At 46.4% G+C, this 26282-nt stretch carries 26 protein-coding genes; 6 read left to right on the forward strand and 20 right to left on the reverse strand.

What is annotated here, in order from left to right:
* From QUB56_RS14620 to QUB56_RS14655, 8 genes are all read right to left on the reverse strand, one after another.
* The coding region (locus QUB56_RS14620; RefSeq protein ID WP_332956017.1) for a DUF1822 family protein at nt 1-2275 on the reverse strand (2275 nt) is incomplete at its 3' end.
* A 14-nt stretch (nt 2276-2289) separates the two neighbouring features.
* Complete coding sequence (locus QUB56_RS14625) at nt 2290-3375, reverse strand: hypothetical protein (RefSeq protein ID WP_332956019.1); 1086 nt, start codon at nt 3373-3375, stop codon at nt 2290-2292.
* Nucleotides 3376-3849: 474 nt separating this feature from the next.
* Nucleotides 3850-5127, reverse strand: coding sequence for a hypothetical protein (locus tag QUB56_RS14630; protein WP_332956020.1), 1278 nt, complete (start codon nt 5125-5127; stop codon nt 3850-3852).
* Between the two features lie 579 nt (nt 5128-5706).
* Nucleotides 5707-6426, reverse strand: coding sequence for a hypothetical protein (locus tag QUB56_RS14635; RefSeq protein ID WP_332956021.1), 720 nt, complete (start codon nt 6424-6426; stop codon nt 5707-5709).
* Nucleotides 6427-6577: 151 nt separating this feature from the next.
* On the reverse strand, nt 6578-6787 hold the full coding sequence (locus tag QUB56_RS14640; RefSeq protein WP_332956022.1) for a CsbD family protein: 210 nt from the start codon (nt 6785-6787) through the stop codon (nt 6578-6580).
* 200 nt (nt 6788-6987) lie between these two features.
* Complete coding sequence (locus tag QUB56_RS14645) at nt 6988-7815, reverse strand: PHP domain-containing protein (protein ID WP_332956023.1); 828 nt, start codon at nt 7813-7815, stop codon at nt 6988-6990.
* 448 nt (nt 7816-8263) lie between these two features.
* Entirely contained in the window at nt 8264-8545 is a 282-nt protein-coding gene (locus tag QUB56_RS14650) for a hypothetical protein (protein WP_332956024.1), read from the reverse strand.
* A 38-nt stretch (nt 8546-8583) separates the two neighbouring features.
* On the reverse strand, nt 8584-8850 hold the full coding sequence (locus QUB56_RS14655) for a hypothetical protein (RefSeq protein ID WP_332956026.1): 267 nt from the start codon (nt 8848-8850) through the stop codon (nt 8584-8586).
* A 155-nt stretch (nt 8851-9005) separates the two neighbouring features.
* Between QUB56_RS14655 and QUB56_RS14660 the strand changes: the two genes are divergently transcribed.
* The gene (locus QUB56_RS14660) at nt 9006-9332 is read left to right on the forward strand and encodes a hypothetical protein (protein WP_332956027.1); all 327 of its coding nucleotides are present in this window, start codon (nt 9006-9008) and stop codon (nt 9330-9332) included.
* A 148-nt stretch (nt 9333-9480) separates the two neighbouring features.
* Here the strand turns inward: QUB56_RS14660 and QUB56_RS14665 are convergent, their stop codons facing one another.
* Nucleotides 9481-9948, reverse strand: a complete 468-nt coding sequence (locus QUB56_RS14665) for a hypothetical protein (protein ID WP_332956028.1) — start codon at nt 9946-9948, stop codon at nt 9481-9483.
* Nucleotides 9949-10003: 55 nt separating this feature from the next.
* Here QUB56_RS14665 and QUB56_RS14670 point away from each other — a divergent pair, with 55 nt between their 5' ends.
* The gene (locus QUB56_RS14670; protein WP_332956029.1) at nt 10004-10624 is read left to right on the forward strand and encodes a histidine phosphatase family protein; all 621 of its coding nucleotides are present in this window, start codon (nt 10004-10006) and stop codon (nt 10622-10624) included.
* Between the two features lie 63 nt (nt 10625-10687).
* On the forward strand, nt 10688-11071 hold the full coding sequence (locus QUB56_RS14675) for a VOC family protein (RefSeq protein ID WP_332956031.1): 384 nt from the start codon (nt 10688-10690) through the stop codon (nt 11069-11071).
* A gap of 186 nt (nt 11072-11257) precedes the next feature.
* Here the strand turns inward: QUB56_RS14675 and QUB56_RS14680 are convergent, their stop codons facing one another.
* The 3 genes from QUB56_RS14680 to QUB56_RS14690 form a co-directional block, all read right to left on the reverse strand.
* Nucleotides 11258-11548 carry a hypothetical protein gene (locus tag QUB56_RS14680; RefSeq protein WP_332956032.1) on the reverse strand — a complete coding sequence of 97 codons (291 nt, stop codon included), beginning with the start codon at nt 11546-11548 and terminating at the stop codon, nt 11258-11260.
* Nucleotides 11549-11590: 42 nt separating this feature from the next.
* Nucleotides 11591-12262 carry a phosphoribosyltransferase family protein gene (locus tag QUB56_RS14685; protein WP_332956033.1) on the reverse strand — a complete coding sequence of 224 codons (672 nt, stop codon included), beginning with the start codon at nt 12260-12262 and terminating at the stop codon, nt 11591-11593.
* Between the two features lie 117 nt (nt 12263-12379).
* Nucleotides 12380-13627: a transposase gene (locus QUB56_RS14690; RefSeq protein WP_332956034.1), complete on the reverse strand. Its 1248-nt coding sequence runs from the start codon at nt 13625-13627 to the stop codon at nt 12380-12382.
* An 87-nt stretch (nt 13628-13714) separates the two neighbouring features.
* On the opposite strand from QUB56_RS14690, the gene QUB56_RS14695 reads away from it, so the two are divergent.
* Nucleotides 13715-14401 (forward strand): uracil-DNA glycosylase, encoded by a 687-nt coding sequence (locus tag QUB56_RS14695; protein WP_332956035.1) that lies wholly within the window; start codon nt 13715-13717, stop codon nt 14399-14401.
* 65 nt (nt 14402-14466) lie between these two features.
* On the opposite strand, the gene QUB56_RS14700 is transcribed toward QUB56_RS14695, so the two are convergent.
* Genes QUB56_RS14700 through tyrS form a run of 3 tightly spaced genes read right to left on the reverse strand, consistent with a single transcriptional unit; the run spans nt 14467 to nt 17079 of the window.
* Nucleotides 14467-15057, reverse strand: a complete 591-nt coding sequence (locus QUB56_RS14700; protein WP_332956036.1) for a hypothetical protein — start codon at nt 15055-15057, stop codon at nt 14467-14469.
* A gap of 37 nt (nt 15058-15094) precedes the next feature.
* Complete coding sequence (pyrF, locus tag QUB56_RS14705; RefSeq protein WP_332956037.1) at nt 15095-15805, reverse strand: orotidine-5'-phosphate decarboxylase; 711 nt, start codon at nt 15803-15805, stop codon at nt 15095-15097.
* Between the two features lie 41 nt (nt 15806-15846).
* Nucleotides 15847-17079, reverse strand: coding sequence for a tyrosine--tRNA ligase (gene tyrS, locus QUB56_RS14710; protein ID WP_332956045.1), 1233 nt, complete (start codon nt 17077-17079; stop codon nt 15847-15849).
* A gap of 307 nt (nt 17080-17386) precedes the next feature.
* Between tyrS and QUB56_RS14715 the strand changes: the two genes are divergently transcribed.
* On the forward strand, nt 17387-19306 hold the full coding sequence (locus QUB56_RS14715) for a transglycosylase domain-containing protein (protein WP_332956038.1): 1920 nt from the start codon (nt 17387-17389) through the stop codon (nt 19304-19306).
* A gap of 194 nt (nt 19307-19500) precedes the next feature.
* Here the strand turns inward: QUB56_RS14715 and QUB56_RS14720 are convergent, their stop codons facing one another.
* From QUB56_RS14720 to QUB56_RS14730, 3 genes are all read right to left on the reverse strand, one after another.
* Entirely contained in the window at nt 19501-19824 is a 324-nt protein-coding gene (locus QUB56_RS14720; protein WP_332956039.1) for a DUF1825 family protein, read from the reverse strand.
* 227 nt (nt 19825-20051) lie between these two features.
* The gene (gene lepB / locus QUB56_RS14725) at nt 20052-20645 is read right to left on the reverse strand and encodes a signal peptidase I (RefSeq protein WP_332956040.1); all 594 of its coding nucleotides are present in this window, start codon (nt 20643-20645) and stop codon (nt 20052-20054) included.
* Between the two features lie 531 nt (nt 20646-21176).
* A complete protein-coding gene (locus QUB56_RS14730) occupies nt 21177-23654 on the reverse strand; it encodes an ATP-dependent Clp protease ATP-binding subunit (RefSeq protein ID WP_332956041.1) in 2478 nt (825 codons plus the stop codon).
* Between the two features lie 512 nt (nt 23655-24166).
* On the opposite strand from QUB56_RS14730, the gene QUB56_RS14735 reads away from it, so the two are divergent.
* On the forward strand, nt 24167-24364 hold the full coding sequence (locus QUB56_RS14735) for a hypothetical protein (protein WP_332956042.1): 198 nt from the start codon (nt 24167-24169) through the stop codon (nt 24362-24364).
* A 178-nt stretch (nt 24365-24542) separates the two neighbouring features.
* Here the strand turns inward: QUB56_RS14735 and QUB56_RS14740 are convergent, their stop codons facing one another.
* On the reverse strand, nt 24543-25844 hold the full coding sequence (locus QUB56_RS14740; RefSeq protein WP_332956043.1) for an NF041680 family putative transposase: 1302 nt from the start codon (nt 25842-25844) through the stop codon (nt 24543-24545).
* A gap of 202 nt (nt 25845-26046) precedes the next feature.
* Nucleotides 26047-26282 (reverse strand): hypothetical protein (locus QUB56_RS14745; RefSeq protein ID WP_332956044.1); only part of this gene is annotated, 236 nt, incomplete at its 5' end.

The raw sequence follows: 26282 nt of genomic DNA on the forward strand, positions 1-26282 counted from the left end.
CTAAAGCTGACCGATAACAGGCGATCGCCGATTCAATATTCGCCGCCCTGACTCCTTCTATTCTGTCTCTGTAGGCATTCCCCAAATTGTTTTGAGTCATTGCCCAATCTTCGGGATAATTCTCGCGGGTGTAGACTTCTAAAGCTGACCGATAACAGGCGATCGCCGATTCAATATTCGCCGCCCTGACTCCTTCTATTCTGTCTCTGTAGGCAGTCCCCAAATTGTTTTGAGTCCCTGCCCAATCTTCGGGATAATTCTCGCGGGTACGGACTTCTAAAGCTGACCGATAACAGGAAATCGCCAATTCAATATTCGCCACCCTGACTCCTTCTATTCTGTTACTGTAGGCAGTACTCAAATTGTTTTGAGTCATTGCCCATTTTTCGGGATAATTCTCGCGGGTGTAGACTTCTAAAGCTGACCGATAACAGGAAATCGCCGATTCAATATTCGCCGCCCTGACTTCTTCTATTCTGTAACTGTAGGCATTCCCCAAATTGTTTTGAGTCATTGCCCAATCTTCGGGATAATTCTCGCGGGTGTAGACTTGTAAAGCTGACCGATAACAGGAAATCGCCGATTCAATATTCGCCGCCCTGACTCCTTCTATTCTGTAACTGTAGGCATTCCCCAAATTATTTTGAATCATTGCCCAATCTTGAGGAAAATCTTCGTAGGTGTAGACTCTTAAAGCAGACTCGTAACAAATAATCGCTTGTTCAATATTATGAGCCTTTTCTCCCATAATTCTGTTATTGAAGGCAGTACCCAAATTATTTCGAGTCATTGCCCATTGTTGAGGAAACTGTTCGCGGGTGTAGACTATCAAAGCAGACTCGTAACAAATAATCGCTTGTTCTATATTGTGAGCCTTTTCTCCCATAATTCTGTCTCTGTAGGCAGCACCCAAATTATTTTGACTCCCTGCCCAATCTTGAGGAAATTGTTCGTAAGTGCGGACCTCTAAGGCAGACTGATAAAAAGCGATCGCATTTTCAATATTATATGCTTTTTCTCCCCTAATTCTATCACTGTAAGCATTTCCTAAATTATTTTGAGTCGTTGCCCATTTGACGGGAAAATTGTCGCGGGTAAGAACTTGTAAGGCAGCCTTATAATAATCGATTGCCATCTCGATGTTATCAGCTTTTTCTCCCATAATTCTATCTAAGTAGACATTCCCTAGATTATTTTGAGTCGTTGCCCATTTGACGGGAAATACTTCAAAGCTGTAGACTTCTAAAGCTGCCGTATAACAGGTGATTCCAATTTCTAAATTCCATGCCAGCCTGCCTAAAGGAAACTGCTGAATTAAATTACCAAAGTTACCAATAGTACCTGCAATAAATTCAGCTTCTTGTGAAGATAATTCTTTCAAGTTAGTGGTTAACCAACATTGCAATATTTGACTCAAACTTAGATTTAGTTTATCCAAATTTTCTTGAAAAAATGGATAAACAATTGCAGGATTAGCTTGACTTTCTGCTGTAGTCTGCAAGGCCTCCATCAAGAAAGATAAATAATCTTCATAATTGACTGAATTATCGACATTTGCCAATTGTGCGGTGGCGATTTTTTGCAAAAAATTAGCCTCATTTATTTGACCATTTTCAGTCAATTTTTCAGCTACTGCTTCCATTACTTGCAGCAATTTTACATCAATTAAATCTTGGTTTCCGTTAAGAATATTCATCTCCTCGCCGCTGGGACAGGAAAGAAGTAACTCAATCAGGTTGAGATAGGCGGCGATCCGTCGTTCATCATTATTAACAATCTCTACTATAGCTTCTTGAGATGTAGGAATTGCTATTTCAATATGGTGTAAATAGTCTAAAAATTCCTCAATTGGTCTGAGATATCTCAAAGGAATTTTATCGGAAAACTCGTTCGCTTCAACAGGGGTCATAAATCCCACAAGTTTGACTCGATCGAAAGGTTCGGCAAACTGAACTGCAACGTAAGCAATTCGATCTTGCCTGACTTCTGGCGATAGAGCCATCACTTGTTCTTGTATGATAACTGGCCGACATTCTACCTTGCCCAGTCCTGGTAACACTAAATCAGCGACATCTAAAATTTCCCGAATTTCTGGTTGCCAACTATCGCCACCATTAATATCGGTTTCTACCTCCAACCCTTCCAAAAAATAGTTAACTGCCCAAACAGCAAGGGTATTGAAATAAACTCGCTTGCCTTTTTGCGAATTAGCTTGCTCAGAAGCAAATTGAAGGGCTAACTTACGTGCAGTTGGATTTAGAGAAATTTCTAACAACAAAGTATCTCTAATTATTCAGGGTCATTCTCCGGTTCATATCCGAAGTTAGTCGCCATCTTTTTGACAAGTTCCTGACCTTTTCTTTTCCAGTGAGAATCGAGGGTTGGACGGGGGATATTAATCTCTCGGGAAATTGCAGACAAGTCATCAGGAGGGTCTTTTAACAGCAAGCGCAGTGCGAGTACGTGACAATTTGCATCGGGGCGGGGACGGCGATTATCGGGGGTATTAGGTCGCTTCTTATCTATTTTTTCATTGGGATAACTGTCTCGCAGTTCTCGCTCCGGGTCTTCTTCGATATACTGCCACACTTGGCGACCAATGTGCTGCCTATTTTGAGCTTGTTCTCGCTCAATGAGTTGCTCAATCCCAATTTCTGTGGTATCGTCTGGCACTCCTTCCGAATCAAAGTCTTCACCTTTCTTGCTCTTAATCGGAGCATTCAAACTAACAGTAAAAGGCTGCTGATTTAACTTGCGGTATTGATCAGCAAGTTTATTCTTAATAATTTGATTGAACCGCCTAACAAGCCTCTCTCGCAACTGCTCAGCATTATTGTCGAGGTCAAGTTGGTGTAAAAACGTAGGAAACGTTTTGAAAAAACCGCCATAGGCCTCATTCACTGCTCCCTCAAAATCAATATTAGGATTAGCATCGCGAGTCTTGCGAAATCCAGTTAATTGGGGAATGAGTCGGCTCAATTCGTTTGTGAGTCTTTTTTGTTCATGACTCCCCTTTTCGGAGTCTTTCAAGAGTTGTAAGAGTTCGCGTAACTTTTCATCGTTATTCACAGGCGCATTTGGATAGCATCGGGATAATGGAATTATCGCAGAAAAAATAGCGCTGTAACGTGTCAGCAATAACAAATGCAAGCCAATCGGTTTGAATTCCCCACCCGTGACGGGTAGAAGCAGCCAGTTAAAACTTGCTTCGACAGAATCCAAACCCTCTAAAGATTCGACGGGGGCATCATCTCTCGTCATAGTCGCGTTTTTGCGTGTTGATACATTGATATCGCAGGCGTTGGCGGCTTTAGGCAGAATTGCAGGAAATTTTTTTTCTGTCTCCCGGTTTCCGCCTTCCCGTGTCCCTGGCATCTGTGAGGACACGGCAGTGCCGTTTCCCTACCCGGAGAAATCTGTGGGGACACCCGATTGCCGTGTCCTTAGCCGGAGTCGGGTGTCATGTAGAGGCGGTGCTTCCGGTGTCCCTGACGTGAGGACACGGCAGTGCCGTTTCCCTACCCGGAGAAATCTGTGGGGACACCCGATTGCCGTGTCCTTAGCCGGAGTCGGGTGTCATGTAGAGGCGGTGCTTCCGGTGTCCCTGACGTGAGGACACGGCAGTGCCGTTTCCCTACCCGGAGAAATCCGTAGGGAAACGGCGAAAGCCTTTGTCTTTACCCGGAGTCGCGTGTGATGTAGAGGCGGTGCTTTCGGTGTCCCTGGCATCTAGGAGGACACGGCAGTGCCGTTTCCCTACCCGAAGAAATCTGTAGGGAAACGGCATTGCCGTGTCCTGTATTTCATCCGTAGGGACAAAGGCATTGCCGTGTCCTTACCCGGAGCTCATCAAACAGTATTCCCGACAGCAGAATTCCGTTCTTCCCGCCCGCGAGATTTGGCTTCGGAATACCGCCACTTAGCCGTGGCAATTTCTTCGTCTAAATGCTTGATTTTGTTGCCGTATTTGTGATTCATCCACTGAATATCGTGGGCAAAACTCTCTTTCACTTCTTCCTCTTTTGCTTGCACCCATTGAGCTTTTAACTCGGTCATTTGTGCCGGTGAATAAGTACCGACGGGCGCTTGATACTGTTCGGGAATTTGAGCAATATCTGCTTTGAGTTGAAAGTACCGCTGCTCGCGTTTTTCGTCCAGTTCCTTTTCGACTTGCTGCTTTTCTTCTGAATACCAACTGATTTCAAAGTCAGCTTCGACCATTTCCCAATTCTTCAAACGCCCGCTGGTATCGCCTTCGCTGACAAATTTCTCGCGGCGCACCTCTAAGGCTTGTTGGTAAGCGAGTTCTCGCTGTTTGAGAGCAATTTCTTCGTCGATGCCCGCAATCTGATTTGCTTCGACTTCGACAATCTCCAGGGGGACGTGATGTTCGTATTGGCCGATTAAAGCCCGATCGTGCTGAGGCATTTCAAAGGCGTCATTTTGCAGGGAAGCGGCCGTCCAGAGCATGACTACTGGTAAACTAGCTGCGATCGCATTTAAGACAATTCCCCCCGGCAATCCCAACCCAATCACAATCCCCAGAGACATCGCGTATTCCGTGCCGCTCAATCCAAGAGCTAAAACTACATTAGTTGGAGATTGCGATCGCAAATTTTGCCCTTCCACTTGCAGCACTAAAGCCGTTTGACTTTGGTAATAAAGTTCGCAAAATTCATTTTTAGGGGGATGAGCTTGTTTTTGTTTGTCGATATCCTTCAAGGCTTGCTGACTGCTGCTTTTCTTGCGAGCGTGCTCCACCACTTGCATCACTTTCTTATCTGCTAAAATCCCCGCCGCGCCGCCAATTACCAAACTTGCGGGAATGCTCAAAGGACCCAAGCGAGATGTCAGAATTTGCCCTCCCGCACTAAAGGTAATCGCGCTCATCGCGGCTACAAGAATGTTAACCACTTTCTTGGTTTCAGGATTGTGGGTGCGCTTGGCAGAAGGAGTTAAATCGTTAATCCGATTTTTGGCTACTTCTCCTTCTGCATCTTGTTTTTCCCACTGACTCATTTGGGATTGAGTTTGTTCCACAAGCATTTTGATTAAGTCTTCAGGTAGGTATCGCCACGAGACAAGAATGTGATTATAATTGTTGTGAGAATTGCGAGAATAGTTCATAGAATTTACCTCGATTGTTTGGCGTCTTAAGAGAGTGTCGGTACAGATGCTCGGGTTATGCAGAATTCGGGAATGTTTTAGAAGATTGATTGTTTGGTGCTATAGCAATCCTCGCATCAGTTTCAATAACTGGTTAACTTCCAGGCTCTGCCTGGGAATCAATGTCACTCTTGCTCTGCCTCGCCGGAGATAATGGAGGCAGAGCCTCCGGATCTGCGTTACCAGGCTCTTCCTGGTAACGAGTAGAATCATTTAGGATTGCTATATAAACCGCTAGGGATTTAAATCCCACAGCGAGTAGCGAAAATCCACTCAAAAACATTAATACGAAACCGAGTTAGAAATCCTCGCTCGGACTCGGCGGTTGAAACCGCTTCTATACAAACACAGTCCACCTTCGTGGACAGAAGAATAAGAGGAATAAAGTCGGGAAAAGCAGGATTTACAGCATTTTTTAGGTAAGTGAGCTACATACCAAAGATAGAGGACACGGCAGTGCCGTTTCCCTACAGCGATCGCTCGCTTGAGGGCGCACTTGATTAACGTGGAATCTGCTGTAAGTCCTGAATACAAATCTGATTAATTGGATTTTGTGGCCAGTTTTCGCGCTCGATTAAAAGCCGCATCAATACAAGGTGTCATCGAGCGCCTAACCGAGTTTTCATCTTGACCCTCATCTAAAACACAAACGCTCGCTTTGCCGCTCAACTCGTCAGTCAAATTTTCGTATAATTGACCAGACGGCACGATAAAAAAGATAACCACTCCCTGTTTTTCAATGTCATCAACTAACGCTTTGACTCGACTAAAATCAATCGCCCGCTCCCCTTGACGAGGCTCAAAAGCATTTGCTAAAATGGTGAGGATAGCCGGATTTTTGTTGGTTTGATGCTGTTGTTGAATCGCAAGTTTAGCTCTTTCTAGTAAGGGAATCAGAGGAGTTCCGGGTTGGTGATTGGTAATCGATCGCGCATTCTTCTGACATTCCCCCATCAGCGTCAAACTGTTGAAAATTGAGACGGGTTGAGTGACGACGGGGCGATCGGCAAAAGGAATGCTGACAGCGGTATCTCCGGGTTTATAATGTTGGCTGCTGAGTTGACAGTGGGTTTGCCGCTGCAAGTTGTAGCGATCGGCTGACAGGGAATTATCGTCCGCGCGGTAGTGTACGATGGGTTGAGCGGCGAATTCTGGGTAAATGAAAGCCAAAAGGGCGATCGAGCTTGCACCTACAGCAGCTACAATCGCAGGAGACTTGTACCAAACTTTCTCTGTTTCCGTTGTAAAATCAATCATCATAGGGACTTCTCCATTGCGCTTCTGAAGGGATATCGCAGGAGTCAGCCAGTTTTATGCAAATTCTCAAAATAAATCATATCAAACCCAATTGATGACACAGGGTTTGATATGAAGCGAATTCTATTAGCCAGGATTTGGTATAGCGCGGTTTCTACAATTTGTCGATCGACCTTTTGGCCTTATCTGAGATATTTTTCACCGCATCTTTCACATCTTCTGCTGCGTGGCGGGCGGCGGCTTCCGCTTGTTTGGCTTTGCCTTCAACCTGGTCTTTTCTGTTACCCGTGATGTTGCCGAAAATTTCCTGAGCTTTGCCTTCTAAATTTTTGCCGATCGCCTTTGCTCTGTCTTCTGCACTCATAATAAGCTCCGTTTGGCAAGTTGCTTTAGGAACATTGTAAAATCAACTCGCCTGCAATTGCCTTTAACTTCATATTAATTTATATTCTGCTTGACCTCGGTCTTCTCCTGATGACTTACTTCGAGCAAATCCCTCACTCAAAAAGCCAACGATTCCTTTTTTTGACAACTGAATACGTCGCCCAAATTCGTCCTAAGAAACTATTTCAAACTCGCCGCAGCAACTTTAATCGGTTCGAGCAATTTTAGCGGCAAATGCAGCATATTCAATTGGGTGCTATCTGCTGGTTTCCTTTCAGGATCGGGGCCGTGATAATCGCTGCCACCAGTTGCCAGCAAACCGTAATGAATACACCAATCTTTCAACTTTTGGATTTGGCTAGAACTATGGGTGGGATGGTATACTTCAACTCCCATTAAACCAGCATCTACTAATTCTTTTAAGACTTCCTCAACACCGCCGCCGCGAAATAAATAAGGGTGAGCCCAAACTGGGACTGCGCCGCAACTTCGCAATAAATCAATGCCTTCGGCGATCGAGAATTTCTCGTAATGCACGTAGGCCGGGCCGTCATCTCCCAGCCAGCGATCGAAGGCTTCCCGCGATGATTTGGCGTGACCGGCTTTTACCAGCGCAGAGGCAATGTGAGGCCGTCCCGGTGCCATTCCTGGGGATGTTTTTGGCAGTTCGATCGCGTATCCCATTGCTGCTAATTTTTCCACCATTTCCTGCGATCGGCGAAACCTTCCTTGCAGGCGATCGTCCAAAGGAACTTGCAACTTATTTGCATCGGGATAAAAACCTAAAATGTGCAGCGATCGGCCGTTGTGAACTGTACTGAGTTCGAGTCCGGGGACTATTTCGATAGCGTACAAAGCAGCAGCGGCGAAGGCTTCATCCCAACCCGACATCGTATCGTGATCGGTGACGGCCAAGGCGCGAACCCCCGAGGACGCGGCGGCGGCTACGAGTTCTGCAGGGGTGAGAGTGCCGTCGGAATAAGTAGTGTGACAGTGGAGTTCTAGCATTTTTTTAGGTAAGTTAAAGTCGGCGCAACCTGCAATTATTCCCCTCACTCATGTGAGATATAGCCTTTCTCAGATATATGAGGTACAAGTTTAGATTTTAGATTTTAGATTTTAGATTTTAGATTGGGGGATTGGGGAATTGTTAATTAATTGGTGAATACCTCATCTTTCCGAGAACCGCTATATCGTCATGGGATTTTAGATTTTAGATTTTAGATTTTAGATTTTAGATTAGAAATTAGTGAGGCTATAAGTGTTGGGAGTTTGTCTACTATTGCACTTTTTTTTTGCGGAACAGGTTTCACTGCCCGCAACATTTTTTTATTTTTATCGTTATTTGTAATAACTTGTTGCGCCTTTAATTGGTACATTTATGTTTATTCAAACTCTGGATGACATGGGTATTCAGCCCGCCTTTTCTGTAGAATTTGGATGCAGAACAGCTTAGCTATTTCTTGATTTCTCGCATTGGGTGAAGGACACCCTCTGGCAATTTGGAAGGAATCGGGGATATTTCAATACTTTGTATGTTGTGAACTGGGATAACTACCAGTTTATCTGCCAATTCGATAATTATCGGGTCTGCCGTCAACATTTTGTGCAGGCGAGTGCCTAAAGTTGCTTGCTCTCCTACTGTTCCCTCTGGCGCAATGAACTGGAAGTGTTGCTGTTTGCCGTTGGTATAGTGGATTGTCAGATCGATAATTCTTTCTTGGTTGCTTGCTTGCATAATTTTTTTCCCTAACAGTCGATCGGGACTTGGCAAAATTAACAATAAATCAAAACTGGCGATCGCACCATCTTTTGAAAGCTTTTGACAAAACCGGGCTGTCGGTACCAAAGTCCGGTTGCTCCTAATTTTACCACAAAAACTGTACTGAAACTCGCCAACTTACCCAGTATACAATTGTCAGTTGCGCTGTCTTCGCCCCTGAAGGCGCGCGATCCTTCCCTAGCAATATTTGGTCGATCGGGCTTTCTGCTGTGCCAGTTGGTCAATTGGCTCAATTGTGCCTCTGTCGCGACTTGACTCAAAGCGCTCTCAAGCTATACGGCAGAGACACTTGAGCGCTTTGGGGGTCAAGGTTTTTTTATTGTGGGAACTGTGGAGGTTAGGATAGTGGCATTCTGCTGTCACTGCCGTTGAGGAATCTTTTATAAATTAATAACATAACATTCAGGTACAGCTTATGAAATCCACACTTTGCTTTCCCGAAACTTCTCTCAAATCTAACGCAATTACTTTTGATAATAGTGCTATTGAATCTTGTATTGTTGCAGCTTGGATTGACTTAGTAGGAGGAGACTTTGATAGCTTGGGAGGAGATGATTGGCTTCCCTTGTGCGGCGACATTGATGACGGCGAAATTTACCGGGAATGGTTTTTGTGGCAAGACAGCGAAGTGACTCAAGAGTGGGAAGCTTACGATCCAATTACTAATTATCGAGTGGTGGCATCTAGCCGAGAAATGATGATTGCTAAAATCGACCAAATAGAAGATACCAGAACAATTTAGTTGAGCGGGAGAAGGTTAAATCTTGATTTTCAACTCTCATAAAAATTATGCAAACCAACCCGGTTTCTTCCAACCACACTAAAGAAACCGGGTTTTTCCAACCCAAAATCTAGGGTTTGGTTGAGTTCCACGGACAGAACCTAATAATTTAGGTTGCTACTGCTTTTTGTTTTTCTCGTTCTAATTTGCGCTGTTTCAAGGCGGCAAGATTTTGTTTAATCGTGTCGATAGCAAATCCAGTCCCCTGCTGTTGGTATAATTCGCTGGCACGGATCAAATCTGCAACAGCCTCGTCATCCGATCGCAAATTTGCCAAAGCCAAGGCGCGATTGTGGTAAGCTTCTGGCAAAGTGGAAATTAGTTCTAAAGCGCTGGTAAATTTATCTTTAGCTTTGCGGTAATTTCCCGACTGATAAGCCTCAATTCCTTGTTGGAAATAAACGGAAGCTTTGCTGCCGCTGTCGGTATCTGGAAATTCTGGGTTAGTTAAAATTGGTTCTTTAAAGAGTACAGAAATGCTGCCCTTGCCGAAGTAAGCCCAAGTCATTGTTCCCAACCCAATCCCCAGCACGAGGGCAACAATGACAGACAGAGCAATAAAATTGGTGAGTTCCATAAAGCAATATTTGTTGTATGGTAATATGATAAGTTAATTTCTAAATTCTGCAACAATGGCTGGGCGGATTTACCTCAAGTGGAAATGGTTTTTCGGGTCGCTAGCTTTAGTATTGTCGATCGGCTTAATTACTGCAACTGCAAGTTCTGACGCAGCAACCAAGGCGCAAACTCAAGCAGGGTGGCAATTGTTGCAGCGGGACGAGACAGGGTTGGTGGTAGCAATGCGACACGCGATCGCCCCAGGTACGGGAGATCCTGCTAACTTTAAGTTGGGTGACTGTTCCACTCAGCGCAATTTATCAGCACAGGGAAGAACCCAAGCCAAACAAATTGGAGCCGAATTGCGCAACCGCAACATCAAAGTTGCCAGAGTTTTATCGAGTCAGTGGTGTCGGTGTTTAGAAACAGCAAAATTAATAAATTTAGGCAAAGTCGAACCGTTCCCAGCCTTGAACTCGTTCTTTAGCGACAGCAGCAAAGAAGCCAGACAAACAGCAGCAATTCGCAAATTAATTGTTGACAACCGCAACACAAAAGGCGCGATTATTATGGTAACGCATCAAGTAAATATTACCGCGATTACTGATATTGTACCGCAAAGTGGCGAAGCTGTGATTCTCAAAGGATCTCCACAAGGTAAAATCCAAATAGTCGGACGAATTGGAGGATTTTAAATAGAGATAAAGTTATAATAATATTACCAATTACCCCTTACTAATTCCCAATTACCAATTTATATGAGTTTCCAATACAGCGCCGCCCTAGTGACTTTAGCAGACCTTGATAAAGAAGTTCTCGTTAAATTTTACACAAAGTTTCTCGACATAGAACCAAACCCTTACATTCCCAATACTTATGCTGAATTTCAACTCAAGGGCTTAAGACTCGGCATATTCAAACCCAAAGATTCCCACAAATCGGAATTTGCCAATCGAGCAAAAACAGGCATGAGTTTGTGTTTGGAAGTCAGCGATATCGAAACTGCGATCGCCCGAATTTGGGCTTTAGGTTATCCGCCCAGCGGAGAAATTATCAAAGCTTCTCACGGTCTAGAAATTTACGCCTTCGATCCTGCCGGCAACCGCATAATTTTACATCAATTCCATGAGAATGTAGGATGATAGCTAATGATTTGTGAACTCTGGATCTTCTCTTCTCTTCCTTCGCGTCCTTGGCGTCTTCGCGGTTCGTTCAAAAAAACATCTAGTTCACAACCCGCTGAGGATGGCTATATAAGTTATGCTATTGCTTCACCCCCTTCGCAATGACATTGTAAAACCCGCCTCTACAAATCAAAACTGCCTTAACTATCTAATCAGTTCAGCAAAACTATAAAAACTGATAATTAATAACAACAAAGCTGTCAGGTGAGTTAGCTGAAATTGAGGTCGCGGGCCCAGGGATTCCCGCACCAAAATTGAAAAAGACGAACCAATTATATAACTCAAAGAGAGCGTTAAATACTGCCACTGCAAAGTTACACTCCACAGCCCGAGCAAAATCATAGCCAAAGTCAACATCACCAACTCAACAAAGCGAGGCGGATTGTGCTGAGTAGACAGAATCAAAGTGTCGAACCAATATTGCCAAGGTCTCATGTTCTAGCGATCGAGCTTTTGGATTTAGCCTTCTAGCTTAACCTACGATCGCCATTCTGTTTGTTGCTGCAAACACCTTAAAGCCTCCGCCGTCTCAACCTGCGGAAATTGCCCGTAAAAGCGACTGACACTGTAAAAAGGGTGAGGAGTCTCCAGAACGATCGCCTTATCGCCCATTCCCGCCAAAAATCCCATCAAATCTGCCGGGGCCACAGGCGCGCAAATCCACAAAGCCGCCGGTTCCTGCGACTGCAAAGCCTTAGCCGCCACAGCCATCGTCATCCCCGTAGCAATGCCGTCATCTACCAAAATCGCCAAAGCCCCCGCCGCGCTGACATTGGGGCGTCCCGGAGACAAATGTGCCAGCAGAGATTGAGCATTATTTTGAGCCACCGGCAATGCTGATTTTTGCAAGCGCCAATTCTGCTGCTTTTGCTTTTCCCAGAGGACGTGACCGTCAGCAGTTGCAGCCCCGATCGCCAATTCTAAATTATCTGGGCGAGTAATTTTCTTAGCGACCACCACATCCAAAGGACAGCCCAAGCGGCGCGCAATCGGCACAGCAACGGGCAAACCCCCGCGCGGCAAGGCATAAACAATCGGTTTCACAGCCTCCTGTGCCTTTAAATTCAACTTGCCGAGCTCGCCCAGAACTGCCTCGGCCAGTTTTTCGCCAGCATCGGCGCGATCGTCAAAAAACGGGTTAGAGAACATATTTTTGCCTGTACGATCTCAACCAAACAATTGGAGATTGTGCCATCGACAGCCTCCCATACAAGCTTCTAGCCAATCTCAAATCACCAAACCCGATCTAAACTATAAACTCTAGACTCAAAAAAATCTCCCTAATTTTGACACTCCCCGTGCACTCAGCAGCGGGGATTCTTTGTTCATAGACCCAACTTGCTCAGACAGGATTTCTCCAGCCAAAGTAGAGGTCGAATCTCCCAAAGCGTTCGGGTCTTTGACCCAAGTTCCGGTATGCCCTACCGTACTTAAGGCTGATTTCAGGATATTGATCGCAGCGTTCCAATCCCTATCCATAACAAATCCACATTCACAAACATGGGTTCTTACGGATAGGGATTTTTTGACGATTGCACCGCAGTTAGAGCATTTTTGTGATGTGTAGGCTGGATTGACAGCGACTGTCACCCGACCAAACTTCACTCCAAAATATTCTAACCACTTCCTAAATTGATACCAACCCGCATCATTAATTGATTTAGCGAGACAGTGATTTTTAACTAGATTTTTAATCCTCAAATTTTCGTAGGCGACCAAATCGTTAGATTGGATTACGCAACGCGCCAGTTTCTTAGCGTGTTCTTCCCGCTGCCTACTTATTTTGAGGTGTACTCGTCCTAGTCTATTAATGGCTTTCTTGCGGTTGGCCGAGCCTTTCTTCTTGCGCGAAACACGGCGTTGTCTAAACTTCAACCGTTTTTCGCTTGTTAGATAAAACTTAGGATTAGGTTCGCACAGACCGTCAGAGTCGGTATAAAACTCTTTAAGTCCAACATCTAAGCCAACTGTTTTACCTTTCGGAGTTGTATCTACTTTGTTATCTGCACCGATCAAAAACTGAACATAGTAGCCGTCAGCACGACGTATCAACCGCACTCGTTTTACTTGATCGAGTTGGTAGAAGTTTAGATCCCACGTTCCTTTGAGTTTGAGCTTACCAATCCCCTTCTTGTCGGTGAACGTGATTTGTTTCCGCGTTTCAGAGAGTTTCCAACCACTGACTTTATATTCAACTGAGCGACTGTTTTGCTTGAACTGCGGATATCCTTTCTTTCCGGGAACAGCTTTCTTACAGTTATCGTAGAACCGAGCAATCGCAGAATAAGCTCTTTCCACCGACGCTTGGCAAGCACTAGAGTTTAATGATTTGACAAAGGAAAACTCTTCTCTGAGTACGGTACTGTGACGATACAGTTCTTTCTGCCCTACGCCTTGGTTGTCGATCCAGAAACGGATGCATTTGTTGCGAACAAACTGAGCAGTTCTAATTGCCTCGTCTATTGCGACGTACTGATTTGGTCTTCCTTTAGCCTTGAACTCTAAGACAAACATTTTACGTAGGAAGTCGCTACGTTAAAATGGTAGCACAAAGCCGTCCTAAAAGGACGGGGCTTTAAACCCAGTTTTTTGGTAAAATTTATGTCCAGCGACTTGCAACTGAGCCTTTTTGACAACAATCAAAGTGCCACTTTCCAAACTGACTCAATACCAGCCAATGCCAAAATTCCCATTCCTTCGGGCACTTATCAAAATATGGAACAAATCGGCGAGCACTGCAATCGCTGCTACCGCTGCGAATTGGGCAACAGCCGCACTCACGCCGTCATCGGGCGCGGCAATCCTCAAGCCTCAATTTTGATTGTGGGAGAAGCGCCCGGACAAAACGAAGACGAAACCGGATTGCCCTTCGTCGGGCGATCGGGCCAACTGTTAGATAAGATTTTAGAATCCGTGGGATTGAGTCCAGAAACCGACGTATTCATTGCCAACGTCATCAAATGTCGCCCTCCCAACAACCGCCCTCCGACAGCAAAAGAAATCGACGCTTGCAAACCTTACTTGCTCGAACAAATTCGCATCTTAGACCCCAAAATTATTTTATTAACCGGTGCAACAGCCCTGAAAGGTTTGCTAAGCGATAAGCGGCCGATTAGTAAAATTAGAGGTCAATGGATTGAATGGGAAAATCGTTTGTGTATGCCAATTTTTCACCCGTCGTACTTGCTGCGAAACCCCTCCCGCGAACCGGAAAGTCCGAAATGGTTTATGTGGCAAGATATGCAACTCATCAAGGCTAAACTAGACGAATTTAAAGAGCAATTCTAATCAATTTTTGTTATTGATTTGTAGGGGCGGGTTTCACCAACAATCTCTCCTCTTTACCCACAATCTCAAAAACCCGCCCCCTTTGCATGACAATCGCGCAACCACAAACGAATAGCTTCAGCAATTTCGCTTTGACTATCTTGACCTAATAAAGGACGAATATCCGCCGCAGTACCAAACCGAGAAACGATTTTTGCCAACTCCCAGCCGTTCTCCTTTTTAGTGAAAAATAACCAATGATATTGCTGAATTTCGACTGACTTTCCCCCGCGATACTGCCGTTCCAAAGTAGTAATAAAAACTTGACTAGCATTTTTAGGAAGTGCATCCCCAGAATTTAAAGGTAACGGTTCAAACTCCGGGCGACCGGCTAAAATTATGTGAGGCAGCGCGTAACCGGGCGGTGTAGAAGTTTTAGGAGAAAAGCGCGATCGCACAATTACGCGATTTGCATAACTCGGCAAATCTTGCAACAGACGATCGACCAAAGTTTCTAAATCAGCGGGACAGGGCGATCGCACTAACAAATCATACCGACTGGCATTGATACTGTTAGTATGATTTGTCACAAAATTAACTGCCAAAGTCGGAGTTGCAACCGCAGATATCAGCAGATACACACAGATGAACGCAGATAAAATTCTCTTGGCGTTCATCGGCTTTTATCGGCGGTAAAAAACAACATTTCTATTGTTACTCCAACTCTTGACAAATACGGGTAAAAGCCGCCACTGGATCGGGCGCAGCAGTAATTGGCCGCCCAATCACCAGATAATCCGCACCAGCTTTTAAAGCGGCCTTTGGAGTCATCGATCGTTTTTGATCGCCTCCATCGGCCCAGGTCGGACGCACACCGGGACAAACTAACAGAAAATCATCCCCGCAACTCATTCTTAACTGTTCCACTTCTTGCGGAGAACAAACAGCCCCAGCTAAACCCGTTTCCTTAGCCAACAATGCCATGTGCAAAGCATATTCAGGCAACTCCAAAGGTATTTTTAAGTCAAAAGCCAACTGTCGCGAATTCAAACTCGTTAACAGGGTAATTGCAATCAACTTAGGAGTCGGTTGAGCGACAGCCGCCGCCCCTTCAGTCAAAGCCAACTGTGCCGCTTTCAAAGCATCTTTACCACAAGTAGAATGGATAGTCAATAAATCCACATTATACTTAGCAGCAGCACGACAAGCACCAGCCACAGTATTCGGGATATCGTGAAACTTCAAATCCAGAAAAATCCGTTTTTGCCGCTGTTTTAAAATTTCCAAAATCCCCGGCCCCGAGCTCACAAACAGTTCCAAACCGACTTTCCAGAAAGATACTTGCGGGAGTTTGTCCAGAAGTGCGATCGCCTCGAATTGACTCGAAACATCCAAAGCAACAATAATTCGATTATCAGCGTTCATCAGCGTTCATCCGCCTTCATCTGCGGTTAAAAAATAGAGATTCAAGACACCAATCGCACAAACTTATTCTTCCCAACCTGCAAAACCTTACCGCATAAATCAGCCGGTGATTCAAAAGTAAGATTAACATCAGAAACTCGCTCGCCCTCCAACTTCACCCCACCGCCCTGCATCAACTTCCGCGCATCACCGCTACTTTTACAAAGCCCGCTAGCACTCAGAATATAAAACAACTTAGCCGGAAACTGGACGTTTGCCAAAGAAAACTCCGCCACAGCATCAGCTTGTCCCGCAGCACCTTTAACTAGCGCAATTGCATCTTGTTGTGCGCGATCGGCTGCTTCCTTCCCCCGATACTGGCGCACCACCTCCACAGCCAAAAGTTTCTGTTTTTCTCGCGGATTTTCTGGCAATTCATCAAGCGGCAAGTCTGTCAACAGTTCAAAATACTGGGCGATCGAACTATCAGCAATTTTCTCCAACTTAGAATACATCGTCAGCGGGTCTTCCGACAAACCCACATAATTGTTCAAAGACTTTGACATCTTCTGAACCCCGTCAGTCCCGATCAAAATCGGCATCAGCATACCAAACTGCGGTTTCATCCCAAAATGCCGCTGCAAATCTCTCCCCACCGCAAGATTAAACTTTTGGTCAGTTCCCCCCAACTCCACATCCGCTTCCAAAGCCACCGAATCGTAACCCTGCATTAAGGGATACAGAAACTCATGCAGATAAATTGGATTTTCCTGCTGCATCCTGTTATCAAATCCCTCTTTAGCGAGCATCTGCTGCACTGTCATCGTCCCCAGCAGTTCCAAAATCTTCGCCAAGTCCAATTTTGACAACCACTCGGAGTTATAGCGAATTTCCAAACGCCCGGCTGTGTCAAAATCTAGAATCGGACGCACTTGGTCTAAATAAGTCTTGGCATTTTCCGCCACTTGTTCGGCCGTCAACTGGCTGCGCATCTCGGATTTCCCTGTCGGATCGCCAATTCTTGCGGTAAAATCTCCGATGACTAGTACCGCTGTGTGACCGGCATCCTGAAAAGCTCGCAGCTTGCGGATGCAAATGCTGTGTCCCAAGTGAATGTCACTGCCTGTCGGGTCAATTCCGAGTTTGACGCGCAACGGTCGATCGACTTTTGCCAGCAGTTGGGCTAAATTTTCGTCAGGGTTGCTAGAATCAGGTCGATCGGGAAAAATCTCGCTGACGCCGCGGTAAAGCGCTGAAAGGTTAGGAGTTATCATCGGGGAGCGATCGTCCATCATATTTTGCCAAAGTGCAGCAGAATTAGTTACACTCACTGGTTGACGCATAAAAACATAACTATCCAGCTACTATAATCCTAAAGCTGACCGACTTTCATTAGCTGACCCCGCCCAAAAACGGATACAAGCCCCCGACAACAGTCGTGGAGATCCCCAAATTTTAGACTATTGTTCAAACTCCCAGATTCATCTGTGGAATAAATCTAAAATCTAAAATCTAAAATCTAAAATCGACTGACAGTCTCTAGGGTTCCCATCTAAAATTAAAAGTCTTAAACCCCAAATCGAGTGAGGAAGTGAAATCCACGTGTCAACCAACGCAGTCCGCAAAAACACGGAAAACTCAGCCCCCCTATTCGAGTTTGTTCAGTCAGTCAGTAAAGTGACCGCCGGAACCATACTCAGCATGACAATGCTTGCCAGTTCCGTAGTCGCTGGCGGACTGGTTGGCTTAGCGATCAGCTTCCGCAATTTGCCAGATGTTCGGATCTTGCAAACCTACTCTCCTACAGAAACTACCCACATTTACGACATCAACGGCAAGCCCCTAGCTAGCATCCACGACGAAGCCAACCGGGATGTCGTACCCCTTGACCAAATCTCCCCGAACCTGAAACGAGCTGTTCTGGCGATCGAAGATAGCAACTTTTTTACCCACAAAGGCATCAACCCCGGCGGGATAGCCCGAGCTCTCATAGTCAACCTAGAGAAAGGTAGAACCGTTGAAGGCGGATCGACTATGACTATGCAGCTAGTCAAGAACCTGTTTCTTTCTCCCCAGTCAAAATTTAGTCGCAAGGTAGCTGAAGCGGTAATGTCTATCCGCTTGGAGCAAATTCTCAACAAAGACCAAATTCTGCAACTATACCTGAATCAAATCTACTTAGGTCACAACTTGTACGGGGTAGAGACAGCCTCTCGAAGCTATTTCAACAAGTCAGCAAATAATTTGACTCTTTCAGAAGCAGCCATGCTGGCCGGCTTAATTTCTGCCCCCGAAGAATACAGTCCTTTCGTCAATTACAAGTTGGCAAAAGAGCGGCAGGAAATCGTTTTAAAGCGCATGAAGGAGCTCAAATGGATTACGCCGGAACAAGAGACAGCAGCCCGAGGGGAAAAAATTAAGCTAGGCAAAATTACCTCTTTTGGCGGCTCTCAAGTTCCTTACGTAACACAAGCCGTAGTCCAGGAACTGACGAGGCGTTTCGGGCGAGATGCCGTGCTTAAGGGAGGAATGCGCGTTCAAACCACGATCGACCTCAAAATGCAGCGCATAGCCGAAGAAACCGTCAAAGCCTGGCACGAAAGGCTTTACAACCAAGGGCTGTTTTACGACCGCGACGAAGGTCAAATTGCCCTAGCCGCCGTCGATCCCCGCACCCACTTCGTCAAAGCAATGGTTGGCGGCGTCGATTACGAAAAGAGTCAGTTCAACCGCGCCATTCAAGCACGCCGCCAGCCCGGATCTTCTTTTAAGCCTTTTGTCTACTACGCTGCCTTTGCTAGCGGCAAATACGGCCCGGATTCAGTTGTCTACGACTCCCCTGTCGGCTACCGCGACGGCGACGGCTACTACTACCCTCAAAACTACGGCGGCGGCTTCTCCGGTGCCGTCAGCATCCGCAGAGCTTTGGAAGTATCTCTGAACATTCCCGCCGTCAAGCTTGGCCAAGAAGTCGGATTGAATAAAGTGATTGAGATTTGCCGCGTACTCGGCATCAGAAGTCCGATGGAACCGGTGGTTTCTTTACCCTTGGGTGCCGTTGACCTAACTCCTTTAGAAATGGCCGGAGCTTTTGCTACCTTCGCCAACAACGGCTGGCATTCTGACACCACGTTTATCGTGCAAGTTACTGACAGCAGCGGCAACGTCTTGCTCGACAATACGCCCAAACCCAAATTAGTTCTCAATTCCTGGGCGGCGGCATCTGTCAACAGCGCCCTCCAAGGGGTAATTAACAACGGAACAGCAAGGGCGGCTCAACTTGGGCGGCCTGCTGCTGGGAAAACTGGTACAACTTCCTCAGAACGGGATATCTGGTTTGTGGGTTACGTGCCGCAGTTGTCCGTGGCTGTTTGGATGGGCAACGACAATTATAGACCGATGAGCTACGGTGCTACTGGCGGTGGGATTGTCGCCCCTGTTTGGCGCGATTTTATGAGCCAAGCTTTGGAAGGTGTTCCCCCAGAAAATTTCAAACCTGCTTCAGCTTTTGAGCGGCCTTAATTATCAGTCATTAGTCATTAGTCATTAGTCATTAGTCATTAGTCATTAGTCATTAGTCATTGGGCATTGGGCATTGACCCGCGCAGGGCATTGGGCATTGGGAATACTTTCTTTTTCTTCCTTCTTCCTTCTTCCTGACATCCGTTACATCCGTTACAGAATCCGTTGACGAACTTCCTTCTTCCTTTTGCTCGCTAGGGTTGTTTTTCCAGCTCAGATTTCATCCGCTCCAGGGTTGAGTTCATTTGCTCAAACATCTGCTGGGGCGTGATGCCAAATTGATTGAGCTGTGTTTTTAACTGCTCTACAGTCATCTGAGCCATGAAGTCCTCCGACAGCTCGAAGCGCTTCATAAAAATACGGTAGCGCTCCATCATTGATTCCATCTGAGCGATGAACATTTTCTTGCCTTCGCGATCGAATTTGCCGTAATTGCCGCCTAGTTTGATGAGAGATTGATAGTCTTCAAACAACAGCTTGGCTTCTTGCTGAACAATTTCTGAATCAAAAAATCCCATAGCTTTCCTAACTTTTTAATATTCTACTAATTTCGATCTAGGCGAGAAATCCCGCTGCTTTTTGTACTATTTTATCAGTTGCCGGAGGAAGTCCCTACCCCTTAAGGCACAAGAATAAGTAGAAATTTCCGTACAGCATAAGGCATGGGCATTGGGCGGCTTGCGATGTCAACATTCAACAGTCAACTGTCAACAGTCAACTGTCAACAGTCAACTGTCAACGGACTTCAAACTTCCCCGATGCGTTCTAGGGGCCAAAACCGCACTACAGCACGGCCGATGATATTCTGCTTAGGTAAAAATCCCCACCTGCTGGAGTCGTTGCTGTTGTTGCGGTTGTCTCCCATCACAAAGTATTCATTTTCAGGGACGCGATAAGGTCCCCACTGGTATTTAGGAGGTTCGGCAATATATTTTTCGACGAGGGGTTGGTCGTTGAGATAAACTAAACCTTTTTTAACAGCGACGGTTTGACCCGGTAAGCCAATTATCCGCTTGATGAATGCTTGGTCTTGGGTAAAGCCTTGTTCTTGCAACTGTTCGGGCGGGGAAAATACTACAATGTCGCCAGTTTTTGGCGGTTGGAGGTGGTAGGATATCTTTTCGACTACGACGCGATCGCCCACGTGGAGAGTTGGTACCATAGAATCTGAGGGTATGTAGCGCGGTTCGGCGACCAACGCTCGAATAACTATTGCTAAACTCAAAGCAATAATCACTATCTGAAGATTTTCAAAGCTCGACTTCCACGCTTTCTGCCACCAGGTTTCAGGCGGATTTTCTGCTACTTTTGTACCCAAATTATTTTTTTCAGATGTCATGAAAGTCCTCGCTATATAGTTGCCACTAATTATCTGATTAAGCTCGCTCAGAATTTAATATCAAATCCGTTAGCATCGGAATAGTAAATTCGAGTTGACTGGTGACTGTTGACTGTTGACTGTTGACTGTTGACTGTTGACTGTTGACTGTTGACCGTCAACATCATTCCGCTGTAACCGGAAATGATATAAATTGCATCTCAAGAAATTATCCAACCCTGAGTGGGTACGGCACGCTAACCCGCCCCAAATATACAATTTAAATGCAGCAAAGCTTACCATTGAAGTATGTCGGTTAATTACTAGACTTGAAGTGCATCCCTTTGCAAACTATTTTAAAAGGAATCTGCGTTGCATCTGCGGTTTCCCGATCGCTCAAAGATTTATCCAATAAATCTTTGATTGATATTAACTCATAAAAAAGGCAGAGAATTTAAATTCTCTACCTTTTTTACGTGAGGATTTTGAATTATTGGCGACCGCGAGATTGGTTATTTCAAAACTTTACTCGCGATCGCACCCCACTCAATCTTACTCAGCGCCTTGGGGCAGCAATTCCCGCTTTTGACCTTGCACTACCTTGATAACTCCGTCCTCGCCCACATCCACAACAGCGGTATCGCCGTCTTTGACGCGGCCAGAAAGGATTTCCTCAGCCAAACTGTCTTCCAACAACCGCATGATAGCGCGGCGCAGGGGTCTGGCTCCGTAGCTGGGGTTGTAGCCTTCTTCTACCAGCCGTTCTTTGAATTTTTCGGTCACTTCCAGGGTGATGCCCTGTTCTGTCAAGCGGCCGAACACTTCTTTGAGCATAATGACGGCAATTTCCTTCACTTCTTCCCTGTTCAACTGGCGGAAGACGATAATTTCGTCTAAGCGGTTGAGGAATTCGGGGCGGAAGTAGTTTTTGAGTTCTTCGTTAACCAAGGAGCGAATGCGGTTGTAATTGGCATCGGTTTGGTTTTCGCTGAACTCGAAGCCGAGGCCGCCGCCGCCTTTTTCAATCACCTTAGAACCGATGTTGGAGGTCATAATCAGCAGCGTGTTCTTGAAGTCCACGGTGCGACCTTTGGCATCTGTTAAGCGGCCGTCTTCCAATATTTGCAGCAGCATATTGAAGACATCGGGGTGGGCTTTTTCGATTTCGTCGAACAGCACCACGGTGTAAGGACGGCGCCGGACTGCTTCTGTGAGTTGGCCGCCTTCGTTGTAGCCGACGTAGCCTGGAGGAGAACCGATGAGTTTGGAGACGGTGTGCCGTTCCATGTATTCGGACATATCCAGCCGAATCATCGCGTCTTCGGAACCGAAGAAGTAGCCGGCTAGGGCTTTGGTGAGTTCGGTTTTGCCGACGCCTGTGGGCCCGGAGAAGATGAAACTGGCGATCGGGCGATTGGGATTTTTCAAGCCTACGCGAGCGCGACGGATGGCGCGGGAAACGGCTTTCACTGCTTCTTCCTGGCCGATCAAGCGCTGGTGCAAGGTATCTTCCATGTGCAGCAGCTTTTCGGATTCGGATTCGGTCAGTTTGTTTACCGGCACGCCCGTCCAGCTTGCCACGATTTGAGCGATATCTTCTTCGGTGACTACTGGCGATGGGTCGGTTTCGCCGGTGCGGGCCGAGTCGGTTTTTTTGGCTTGGGAAATAGCGCGAATTTCGGCTTTGATGGTCATTTCCCGATCGCGCAATTCACCGGCTTTGTCAAAGTCTTGAGAACGCACCGCTTCGTCTTTATCTTTGAGGACTTGGCGCAGTTCTTTGTCAAGTTCTTTGGCTGCGGGGGGCAGTTGGGAGTTGATCAAGCGGACTCTGGAACCAGCTTCGTCTACCAAGTCAATTGCTTTGTCTGGGAGGAAGCGGTCGGAGATGTACCGGTGAGAGAGTTTCGCTGCAGCTTCCAATGCCGTGTCCAAGATTTTCAGCTTGTGGTGCTGTTCGTAGCGTTCCCGCAGACCGAAGAGAATCTCGATCGTCTCGTCCACGGTGGGTTCGCCGACCATGACCGGCTGGAAGCGCCGTTCTAGGGCTGCATCGCGCTCGATGTGCTTGCGGTACTCGTCGAGGGTGGTAGCGCCGATACACTGGAGCTCGCCTCTTGCCAAAGCCGGCTTGAGAATGTTGGCTGCGTCGATCGCCCCTTCAGCCGCACCTGCACCGATCAAAGTGTGTACTTCGTCTATCACCAAAATCACGTTACCCGCAGTGCGGATTTCGTCCATGATTTTTTTAAGGCGTTCTTCAAATTCGCCCCGGTATTTCGTCCCCGCAACCAGCAAGCCGATGTCGAGGGTAACGACGCGCTTTTCTTCGAGGATGTCTGGGATATCGTTGTTAGCGATGCGCTGGGCGAGACCTTCGGCGATCGCCGTTTTGCCGACTCCGGGTTCCCCGATCAGCACCGGGTTATTTTTGGTGCGGCGACCGAGGATTTGAATTACCCGTTCGATTTCTTTTTGGCGTCCGACTACTGGGTCTAGTTTCCCATCGACCGCCATTTGAGTGAGGTTGGCTCCAAATTCGTCGAGGGTTGGGGTTTTGGTGCGAGCGCCGCCGCCAGTGGCTGCGACTTCTGCGGTTTCTCCCAGCATCCGAATCACTTGGGTACGGACTTTCGACAAGTCTACTCCCAGATTTTCTAAGACTCTAGCCGCTACTCCTTCACCTTCCCGGATCAGGCCCAGCAGCAGGTGTTCGGTGCCGATGTAGTTGTGTCCGAGTTGGCGAGCTTCTTCTAGGGATAGTTCTAGAACCCGCTTGGCGCGGGGGGTGAACGGAATTTCTACTGCTACGAAGCCGGAACCGCGCCCGATGATTTTTTCCACTTCAATCCGAGCGTCTTTGAGGTTAACCCCCATTGATTTGAGGACTTTAGCTGCAACCCCGGTTCCTTCACCGATCAGACCCAGGAGGATCTGTTCTGTCCCTACGAAGTTGTGACCCAGGCGGCGAGCTTCTTCCTGGGCCAACATGATTACTTTTATTGCTTTTTCTGTGAAGCGTTCAAACATGATTTATTCCCATCACCTGCTGCTAAGTGCCCGTTTCGAGGTCACGCTCGCACAACGAGCGTTTTTGTTCTCGTAGGGACAGGGCTGAGCCTAAGTCCCTACTCGTACTGCTTATTCTAGCGTGACACTCCCAACCGCTCTGCCGCACTGGAAAAGCGGTTGCAGATTCTAGGCTGCCGTTGCAGGATGGCTTTCAACTGGGAAGACCCAAATGGTGGCTGACCTACAACCTCCCCTAGACTGCAAGAAGATTGCTCTTCTCGGCCTGTGCCCAACCTACGACTATGTATTGAGGATTCTAGCACAATCTTTTTGGCTGTCATGCAGGTGCAAAATGGATATTTCTCCAAGTCACAGGCCGGGTTTTCTACAAAACTTATGAGTTAGATGGGCGATCGATCCCCTAAACTCATCCTTAAGCGACAGCCCATCTCAAGAATTTGTTGCTTTGGGATGGTGAGAGCGAGCTGGGCTTTCTTTATCTAAAATTTTGCCTCAGATGCGTTGGGGATTTGGGTAGTATTGATTTCAGCTTCCGCTATTACATCGATCCTGGGGTGTGGCGCTTCTTCCACACCATTGCTGAGATTGTGGAGACCAAGCGACCCGAACAGCAAAAAGCTTTTTTGGCGGCGACAGCCTTTAAGGACTTCTTTACCAAAAAGCTGGGTTTAAAGCCCCGTCCTTCTAGGACGGCTTTTTCTCTTTGAGTTTGTCAATCCAGTTTTCTATAAGTTGAGTCATTGTTTTTCTTCTTGCTTGGCAATTCTCCGCAATTTCTCTAACCGACTCACTGCCTGGAGTTTAGACTAAACAATGGTCGCAGCTAAAAGTAGCTGCCTTTCACTAGAAGGCAAGCTGTTACTCAACAACTCAAGAGCTAGAAGATTAAACAGCTAATTTTGAAGATTTTTTTCGTCGAGAAACCCGTTTTTTAACAGTGGGATAGTACGGTGCTTTAGTACGTGCCTTTCCTTTTTCCCAACCAGGTGATTTTCCCCTATGTTTAGGCAGTTGAGCCGGAGTACCAATGTCAACTAAAATCGACAACATTGATTGGGCAACACGTCCAGGAGTTAAATTGATACTAGCAGATTGCCAAGGCAATCGATTCTCGACCACTAAGTCCTTAGCCAGCCAGAGTTGCCAACTCATCAACGGCATTAAATCGCTCCACCGCTCTGATTGTTCGGGAGTTCTTAAGTTAGGTAATGTCCAATGTAATCGTTGCTTAGCAAATCTATACCAATGATCCACTCCAAAACGTCGTAAATACTTAAACCAAACAGTTTCTAAGGGTAGAGTGCGCTCTCCGACCCAAGCCAACCACAAGGGTGGAAACGGCTGACCGCTTGACATGAGATTCATTCTTTCCACAAGGATTAAATTGACTCTCTGTCCTGCTGCACGATAAAAATGTAAGTCAAGCCATTGCCTAACTCGGACTGGTCCCAACTGCGGATGTTCGTCAATTTCAATCACAGTATCCGCTTCGAGCCATGTGGTTGGGTCGTTGAGCTTGATTTTGGGCCCGTGTTTCCGTGGTCTGCCGCGACCACTATAGGCTGGTGGTGCTGACCACAAGCAGGCATTGCTTCGGACTCTCATTAAACAATCAGCTTCAATATCTGCTATCGCTAGTACCCAACTTGCATTGCCATATTCTCGGTCTAAAACTGCTAATACTGGATTGACGCTCTGTTGGCAGACCAGCTTCAGTTGTGTTGCCGCTTTTTGTATTGGGGATTCTGCACTGCTCATCCGTTCGTGCAGCAACGGTAGTGCCCAACTTCCTTCTGCTTCGGGTATCCACGCAATTGTGCTGTATCCTTGTCCAATAATTACGCCCCCCTGATATTCATGGGTTCTGTCTTTTAATGTTTTAGCATCTGGTCTCCCCCATGCGGTATGGTCGATTGCTACTAACATATGTTCCATTGCAGGTGCTTCCTGCTCTAATTGCTTAATATACAACTCCATTAGTTTTCTCCGGTCTGGCCTACTGTCTTGTAAGGCTTCGTATATGCTTGACCATTGACGACTGAATAACGGACTGAGCGAAAATTCCGCTAAACATGACGCATTCCTGGTGGTCATCACTGCATCTATCAGCTCGAATGTTGCATCCTTCGCTCGCACCAATAACTCGTATGCTGCTTGACGAAAGTCCTTTAATCGTTCACTGTTCATTTAGGGAGTGGATGGGTTTTATTTTTCACCCTCATTCTCTCCTTAACGGTGGCTCAAGTTTTTCTTTTGCCACCTTTCTCTCTTTTTTAGTCTAAACTCCAGTCACTGCAATATGAACGCTTAATCTTTCTCTGGTCATTTGGCTACCCAATTGCTATCCTATTATGCGATCGTAATCAGTATGAAAACATTGAAGTTCAAGCTATATCAAAGCAAGCGGAATAAACACCTTAAGCGCAGTATCACTGCTGCCGGAGTGATTTATAACCATTGCATTGCACTCCATAAACGGTACTGCCGGATGTGGGGAAAGCATTTGAATTGTGCAAAACTTCAATCGCATATTGCCAAACACAGAAAGCGTAAAGCGTTCTGGCAAACGGTCGGCTCTCAAGCTGTACAGGATATCTGCCAACGCATTGAGAAAGCCTACCAACT

Origin of the sequence: Microcoleus sp. AR_TQ3_B6 (assembly GCF_036702785.1) — a bacterium.
Taxonomy (GTDB): Bacteria; Cyanobacteriota; Cyanobacteriia; order Cyanobacteriales; family Microcoleaceae; genus Microcoleus.